This window comes from Acinetobacter sp. 70_2, assembly GCF_056736115.1.
The window spans coordinates 22,651-30,287 of record NZ_JBWZIP010000007.1 but is presented as its reverse complement, the minus strand read 5'-3'; the positions used below and the strand labels follow the sequence as shown (position 1 = coordinate 30,287).

Genomic DNA, 7,637 nt, shown 5'->3' with positions numbered 1-7,637 from the left:
AAATTCATCACTTAAAGCAACCAACTTAATCTCAAGTAACTGTTTTTCAACAAGTTTCTATCTGCATCACCGCCGATGGATGTGCATTATAGACCATCCCATCCCCTTTGCAAGCCCTTTCTCAAACTTTATCATTCAACCGATCAATTTTTAGGCTTTCGGGTGTAAATTAGATGAGATATTAAACTTTTTTTAGTTAATCAACTTCATGTAGAATAGATTATTCGTGCAATTGATTTGGCATTAACTCACCATGTGGCACTCCGCTAAGAAAGTATTATTCTGCATACTTGTAGTGTTTGCTACGAGCGGGCCTGCGTATGCCAATTCAAAACATAACTTCTATGTGCTGACCTTATCTATTTTAAGTTATAGCAAATGGGAGAATGTAAGCACCCCTACTCTTTGTGTAATTGATAATGCTTCAATTACGTCTACTTTTCAGTCTTATATTCAGCAATTATCTTATAACTATCGTGTACAGACAGTTAATGCTAAAGATTTTCCAAAGTCTCATTGCCAAGCTGTTTATTTCTCTACAACTTCCCCTCAACAACAACAAAATTTAATTCAGAATTATCCATATCGTTCTTTGCTTTCTTTAAGTATTAATAATCCAGAATGTGAAGTTGGTAGTATCTTTTGTTTATATGACCAAAATAATTACACAACTTTTAAAGTTAACTTAGATGCATTAAGCCATTCCAAGGTCCATATTGATCCAAGGGTATTACTCTTGGCTAAGAATGCGGAGTAATGGCTATGATATCTAAGTTGTATCAGTCAACTTCTCTACACGCACTTTTTAGAAAATCTCAATTTACTATTTTTGCTATTACTTTTTTTATTTGCTCTTTTACGTTTGTATCAATTTCCGTTTTTACTATGGAAACTTATGCAAAGCAGAATTTGCAGTTACTCAGCCATACACTTCTGGAGCGTATTCAGCCTGCTGTAGTATTTAACGATAAAATTACGATAGAACAGATCTTAAATGAATATACAAATGATCACTCTATCCGCGCGATTCATATTTATGATTCTGAACATCATTTAATTGCGCAAAGTTTTAAGTTATCGAGTCAAACTTCTGTTTTAGAAGGATGGTTTGATCATTGGTTTTTAAATGAGCCTGTACATTTAACGATTTATCATCACCAACAGAATGTAGGTGAGTTAACGCTTTTTGGTAGCTCTGAAAAAATATTGCAATTTTTAAAGATGATTATGGTCGGTCTTGCATTTGCGATGTTATTTATCGTTTGTGCTTTGCTGTGGTCAGTGAATTTGACTTATCGTCAAATTATGCAAGCGATTTATCCACTCACAAATATTGCCCAGATCGTAAGTGAACAGAAAGCTTATAATCTTCGTTTTCCGTATAACCGGATTAAAGAGTTTCAAGATTTAAATACCGTTTTTAATGAGTTACTTGAAGAAATTCAGATTTGGGATAATCAGCTACAAAAGGAAAATCGTAAATTATCGTTTCAAGCTCATCATGACCAACTCACCCTTTTACCGAATAGACATTATTTTTATCAAATATTGTTAGATATGTTTGAAGATAAGGATTTTGACAACAAGTCAGCCCTATTATTCATAGATAACAATAACTTCAAATCCATTAATGATCAGTTCGGTCATTTAGCTGGTGATGAAGTCTTAAAAGAGATGGCGAAAAGATTACAAACACGTTTAAGACATCAAGATTTCATTGCGCGTCTAGGTGGCGATGAATTTGCGGTCATTTTGCATTCCATTACGCATGCTGATCATTTAATATCTATTGCTGAAAATTTACTCGAAAGCTGTAAAGAACCTTTGCATCTAAATGATCAAACGATTTATTTCAGTTTTAGTGTAGGGATTGCTTTATCCCAATTTGCGTCTAGTCCAGAAGATTTCATTATGCAAGCAGATCAAGCGATGTATAAGGCTAAGACTTCTGAGCAACATTGGTTTATTTATAAACCAGAGAATTAAATTTAGGCTAATCTATGAATACAAGATCTTTAAAACTCTCCTTTATTGCATTGCTGTGCATTGCTCTTGCAGGCTGCTTGAGTTTTGGTCCTTTGAAATACCGCCAAGTAAAAATGCTAAAAAAAGAGGGGTTTGTTCTGACTAATGAAGGCTGGACTCTAGGTTTACCAGAACGCTTATTATTTGATTTTAATGATGCAACATTAAAACAAAGTCATGAAGCAGAGCTAGTACGCTTAGCAAATCAATTAAATAAATATGATTTGAATAAATTAAAAATTGTTGGTCATACTGACGATGTAGGTAATCCTGAGTACAACCAGAAGTTATCAGAAGAACGCGCGCAAAGTGTTGCAGACCTCTTCTTGACTCGTGGATTTAAAAAGGAAAATATTTACGTTATTGGGCGCGGTTCAACTCAACCATATGTACCAAATACAACTAATGAAAATCGAGCAATCAACCGTCGTGTTGCAATCGTCATTATTCCTTAATTTTCTAATTATAAAAAAGCCAATCTTTATGATTGGCTTTTTTTATTTTATACAAGTTCAATAATATCAATGGTCGGTGGTACACGAAATCTTAGGGGGATACCAACCATACCGGTTCCAACAGTAACAAATACGTCTGCATGTTCATGCGAATAAAAGCCACGTTTATGACCTAAAATTGATACCTTTTTCATAATATAGTTGGTCACCCAAGGAAGCTCGACCTGTCCCCCATGAGTATGCCCTGATAACATTAAAGGGCGATTAGGTAGTTTGGGAACCATATCTACAGTATCGGGGTTATGGGACAGAATTAACCACGGTTTATCTTGAGGTAAGTCTGGCATTGAACGCATATCTGTTTTGCCAGCCCATAGATCACCAATACCAATTAAACGGAACTCATCAAACTCAACAATTTTCCCTTCAATGTCCATCACTTCATTGTAGTGAAGTGCATCTTTTAGTAGTTGTTGGATAGGAGGCCCAGGATATTGCTCATCGTGGTTTCCAGGAACCGAATAAACTGGAGCTTGAATATCTTTGAGTACAGCCAGCTCTTGAACTAACTTATCTTCTGGTTCATAAGTCCAGTCTCCTGCCACAACCACCAAGTCTGGCTGTTGTTCATTGAGTTTTTTTACAATAATTTTAAGTTGGCGTTCGTGACCAGAAAATAAACCTATATGTAAATCAGCAATTAAAGCAACTTTTACAGGTTTATTAAAACGGCGATCTGGATTCAAACGATATTGATGAACATCAACACGTACCATATGCGGTTCTATAAAACGTGCATAAATGAGAATACCGCTTAATAAGAAGATAAAAATGGTTTGATGAATTGAGTAATACCCCATCCAACCTGCATATAAATTAAAGAACCACAGTGGAATAAGAAGATAAGATAGATAAAAAGCAAGTAAGTGAACAAAAGCTTTAAATGGATGAATCGTTTCAGTGCGCGATTGATGAACCCAAGCTTCAACAATCCCCCATAAGGCAAGTATTGAAAAAATAAAGTAAAAACAAAAAATGATTGAATTTGGGTTCCACATTACGACTCTCGACTTATTTTATATTGATTGCTAGTAATCAAATTCAATATTTATCTTTCAATATGCACGAATTATACTCTAGCTCACCTTATCGCATGTATTGATTATGGCACAATCCTTTCATTCCAAACAGCTTCAAACTCATCAACAGGCTAAAGGCTTTTTGATCAAAGCTTCCCTAATTGTCTGTTCAAGTTTTGCTGTGACTTTGACAGGTTGTAGCACCTTACCCAAACATCGTGTTGAACCCGTTCAATACGCGCGTGATATCGATACATCTCAAACTTCGCTTGCGAAAATTATTACGCCATTACGTGAGCAAAACCCCAATTTAACGGGTTATCACGTTTTAAATGATCCTTTGGAGGCTTTGGCAGCTCGTTTGCGACTGATTGATAAGGCCGAGAAAACTTTAGATTTACAGTACTATATTTGGGATAATGACAAAATTGGTGCCTTGGCCTTGCATGCCATTATTCGTGCTGCCGATCGTGGCGTTAAAGTGCGTTTATTAATTGACGATAATAATGCTAAAAAGATGGAAGGGGTTTTACTTGCTCTTTCTCAGCACAAAAATATTGAAGTTAAACTATTTAACCCTTACCGTTTTCGCCAATACCGTGCGATGGATATGGTGCTTGATTTAAAGCGTATCAATCGTCGTATGCATAATAAGAGTTTTATTGCTGACAATCAGGTTGCGCTGATTGGCGGGCGTAATATGACCAATCAGTATTATAACGTTAGTGATAGTTATCAATTTTCTGACGTTGATGTCATGTTAGTCGGTGCAGCTGTTGATGACATCGTAAATTCTTTTGATGATTACTGGAATCATGAATATGCTTATTCGGTGCAGAGTATTGTCAGTGCTCAATATCACCGTTTACGCTATGAAAGTCTAAAAGAACAACTTGATGCTCACTATCAACAAGCAACAGTTCAAAACTTCCTTGATTTAACTTCTAGATCGCATGCTTTTGATAAATGGCTAGACCATAACATCCAATTTGACTGGGTTAAGGCGGAAGTTGTGAAAGACTCTCCAGATAAAATTAAGTCAAAAGCCAAAAAAGAAGAGCATTTGAATTTCCAATTGATTAATCATTTGGAAAAACCAGAAAGTAATGTTGATTTGATTTCTGCTTATTTTATTCCTGAAAAGCAAGGCGCTAAAATTTTAAGTTCACTTGCCAAAGAAGGTGTAGAAGTACGAGTTTTAACAAATTCATTTAAAGCCAATGACGTTGCGGTGGTTCATGCATTTTATGGTCGATATCGAAAAGAACTTTTGAAAAATGGCGTACAACTTTATGAGTTTTTACCGACTCCAGATAAACGTAATCTAAATAAAAATACGGATGAGTTAGCAACTAAAGCAAAAGTAAACATGAAAGGTTTAAGCCGCTCAAGTTTACACACTAAGCTCATGGCTTTAGATGAACAGGTTTTTATTGGATCATTCAACTTTGATCCACGTTCAGCCTATTTAAATACTGAAATTGGTGTAATTTTAGATAGTCCAGCATTAGCTAAAACAATTCACCATACGATGGATGAAAATTTAAATAAGTATGCTTATAAGTTAAAACTCGACTCGAATAATAATATTTATTGGCAACAGGAAACGCCAAACGGCCCTGTAATTTATAAAAAAGAACCAGAGATGAAATGGTGGCAAAAGGCAGGCATGAAGTTTCTTTCATGGCTACCTCTTGAAGGATTTATGTAATTAACTTTTTGGCTTAAGTACTTTTTGATGTAATTGAGCCAAACCTTCTACCATTTTTTGTTGAACTTCTTGAGTTAGACTTTTTACATCGTGCCCTTCTACCGAGATAGGAGGCAATGTTAATAAATGAGCGGTTACTTTCGGCATTTCTAGCACACGCTGAATATGCTCAACAAACGACATCTCACCAATAAATGGTGCAACGGTATCTAATTCGCCATGGCGGTTTACATAACAGATTAAACATACCTGTACCGGACGCTTTGCTTCAATAGCAGCTCCAAGTAAACGGCCATGAACTTTCTTAACAGAATGACCATCTGTAGTAGTCGCTTCAGGGAAGAATAAAACTGGAATATTTTGTTTTAAAAATTCGGTAATTTGCTCTCGAATTTTAATAGAGTCACCAGACCCACGCTTAATAAATAAGGTACCACCGCCTTTTGCCAAGTTACCAAGAATAGGCCAGTTTTCTATTTCTGCTTTAGCCAAAAAGAAAACACGCGCACCAGAACCTAAAACTGCAATATCGAGCCAAGAAATATGATTACTCACCCATAAAGCAGGCTCTCTAGGGATAGTGCCATGCACTTGAACTTCAAGGTTAAAAACTTGACATAAACGGCGGCAGAAATATTGGACATATCGAGTGTTAACAGGGTTATTTGGATCTTTATAGAGTCCATGACGATAAACTAAGTAAAAACCTTCACTGATTGCCGCTGTCGCTGAAGTAACTTTTTTTCCGTATAAACCTATTTTTGAAAATTTCTTTAATGTTGAATTCACTATACTTTGCGTTTGAGTCATAAAATTTCACTAACGATCAATCATTGTTATACCCATCTCGAGCCATTCTATACGTTTCGGAATAAACTTGCATCGCTATGGGATAGAAGCAAATAAAAAATAAAATGCATGTAGATAATCTAAAGGATAAGAGTAAACCCTTTCCCCTTTTACTCAAGTTTCCTCTAGAATAAAGTTTTACCCTTTTCAGGATTTATAGCCACGTGGAATTTGTTGATCGGCATCAAGGCGGTGAGCGCACAATATTGGTGAGTGTGTCTGTACAATTATTAGATGATCTGGATGCCGAAGAGTTTGCTCTACTTGCACAGTCTGCTGGTGCGGATATTCTTGAGCACGTTAAAGTGCAACGTAATAAGCCAAATCCTAAGTTTTTTATTGGTTCAGGTAAAGTCGATGAAATAGCAGAGAAAGTTCAAGAATTAGAAGCTGGACTGGTTATTTTTGATCATGCTTTATCACCCGCTCAAGAACGAAATTTAGAAAGAATATTAAAATGTCGTGTCATTGACCGTACTGGTTTAATTCTAGATATTTTTGCCCTACGTGCCCGCACGCATGAAGGTAAATTACAAGTTGAACTTGCTCAGCTTAAACATTTATCAACTCGCTTGATTCGTGGTTGGTCTGCTGACTTTGAGCAACAAAAAGGTGGTATTGGCTTACGTGGTCCTGGTGAAACACAACTGGAAACAGACCGTCGTCTCATTCGTGTGCGTATTACACAGTTAAAAGATAAGTTAGATAAAGTTCATCAAACGCGTATACAAGGACGAGCAGCAAGACAAAAAGCTTCGATCCCCACCGTATCTTTAGTTGGTTATACCAACGCGGGGAAATCTACTTTATTTAATATTTTAGCGAAAAGTGATGTGTATGCAGCCGATCAGCTGTTTGCAACACTTGACCCAACCTTACGTCGTTTAGAATGGGATGGTATTGGTACTGTAGTGCTCGCAGACACCGTAGGGTTCATACGAAACCTACAACATGACTTAGTTGAGTCATTTAAAGCAACTTTAGAAGAAACGCTTGAAGCCACACTACTCTTACATGTGATTGATAGCAGTAGCCATGACATGCTTGATCAGATTGAAGCTGTTGAAGGGGTATTGAAGGAAATTGGAGCCGATGCCCCTGTTCTTCGGGTTTACAACAAAATCGATTTAAGTGGTGAAGAGGCTAAAATTATTTATTCAGAACCTCATGTTCCTGATCGCGTTTATGTATCTGCACATTCAGGTTTAGGTTTAGATTTGCTACGTCAAGCAGTACAAGAATGTTTAATGGGACAACTTCAACAATTCTCATTAATACTAAAACCTGCTTATGGCAAATTGCGTACCCAGCTTTATGCCTTAAATGTTATCGAATCTGAACATTATGATGATGAAGGGCTATTACATATTGATATACGAATTGCGCCACATAAGCTTGAGCAGTTAATTCGTCAAGCCAAATTACCTATCGACGAGATATTAGGTGAACGAGCGAGTCAGTTTAAACGACCACTGGAAGAGTTTGAAATCAAGCACTAGATCAGTTAAAACTTGATAA

7 protein-coding genes are annotated in these 7,637 nt (G+C 36.4%); 5 read left to right on the top strand and 2 right to left on the bottom strand.

Features of this window, described 5'->3' with window-relative positions; translation table 11 throughout:
• The first annotated feature begins 253 nt into the window (after positions 1-253).
• The 3 genes from yfiR to yfiB are packed head-to-tail and all read left to right on the top strand — an operon-like array spanning position 254 to position 2,480.
• Positions 254-757, top strand: a complete 504-nt coding sequence (yfiR, locus tag AC1PJ9_RS03685; protein ID WP_004711910.1) for a regulatory sequestration protein YfiR — start codon at positions 254-256, stop codon at positions 755-757.
• A gap of 5 nt (positions 758-762) precedes the next feature.
• Positions 763-1,986, top strand: a complete 1,224-nt coding sequence (gene dgcN, locus AC1PJ9_RS03680) for a diguanylate cyclase DgcN/YfiN (RefSeq protein WP_311087086.1) — start codon at positions 763-765, stop codon at positions 1,984-1,986.
• Between the two features lie 14 nt (positions 1,987-2,000).
• On the top strand, positions 2,001-2,480 hold the full coding sequence (yfiB, locus tag AC1PJ9_RS03675) for an outer membrane lipoprotein YfiB (protein ID WP_263614607.1): 480 nt from the start codon (positions 2,001-2,003) through the stop codon (positions 2,478-2,480).
• Positions 2,481-2,527: 47 nt separating this feature from the next.
• On the opposite strand, the gene AC1PJ9_RS03670 is transcribed toward yfiB, so the two are convergent.
• A complete protein-coding gene (locus AC1PJ9_RS03670; protein ID WP_263614608.1) occupies positions 2,528-3,538 on the bottom strand; it encodes a metallophosphoesterase in 1,011 nt (336 codons plus the stop codon).
• 106 nt (positions 3,539-3,644) lie between these two features.
• Between AC1PJ9_RS03670 and AC1PJ9_RS03665 the strand changes: the two genes are divergently transcribed.
• Positions 3,645-5,270: a phospholipase D family protein gene (locus AC1PJ9_RS03665; RefSeq protein WP_311087085.1), complete on the top strand. Its 1,626-nt coding sequence runs from the start codon at positions 3,645-3,647 to the stop codon at positions 5,268-5,270.
• Here AC1PJ9_RS03665 and AC1PJ9_RS03660 read toward each other — a convergent pair whose 3' ends face one another.
• Positions 5,271-6,080 carry a lysophospholipid acyltransferase family protein gene (locus tag AC1PJ9_RS03660; RefSeq protein ID WP_311087084.1) on the bottom strand — a complete coding sequence of 270 codons (810 nt, stop codon included), beginning with the start codon at positions 6,078-6,080 and terminating at the stop codon, positions 5,271-5,273.
• A gap of 203 nt (positions 6,081-6,283) precedes the next feature.
• On the opposite strand from AC1PJ9_RS03660, the gene hflX reads away from it, so the two are divergent.
• Positions 6,284-7,618 (top strand): ribosome rescue GTPase HflX, encoded by a 1,335-nt coding sequence (gene hflX / locus AC1PJ9_RS03655; RefSeq protein WP_311087083.1) that lies wholly within the window; start codon positions 6,284-6,286, stop codon positions 7,616-7,618.
• The last annotated feature ends 19 nt before the right edge of the window (positions 7,619-7,637 follow it).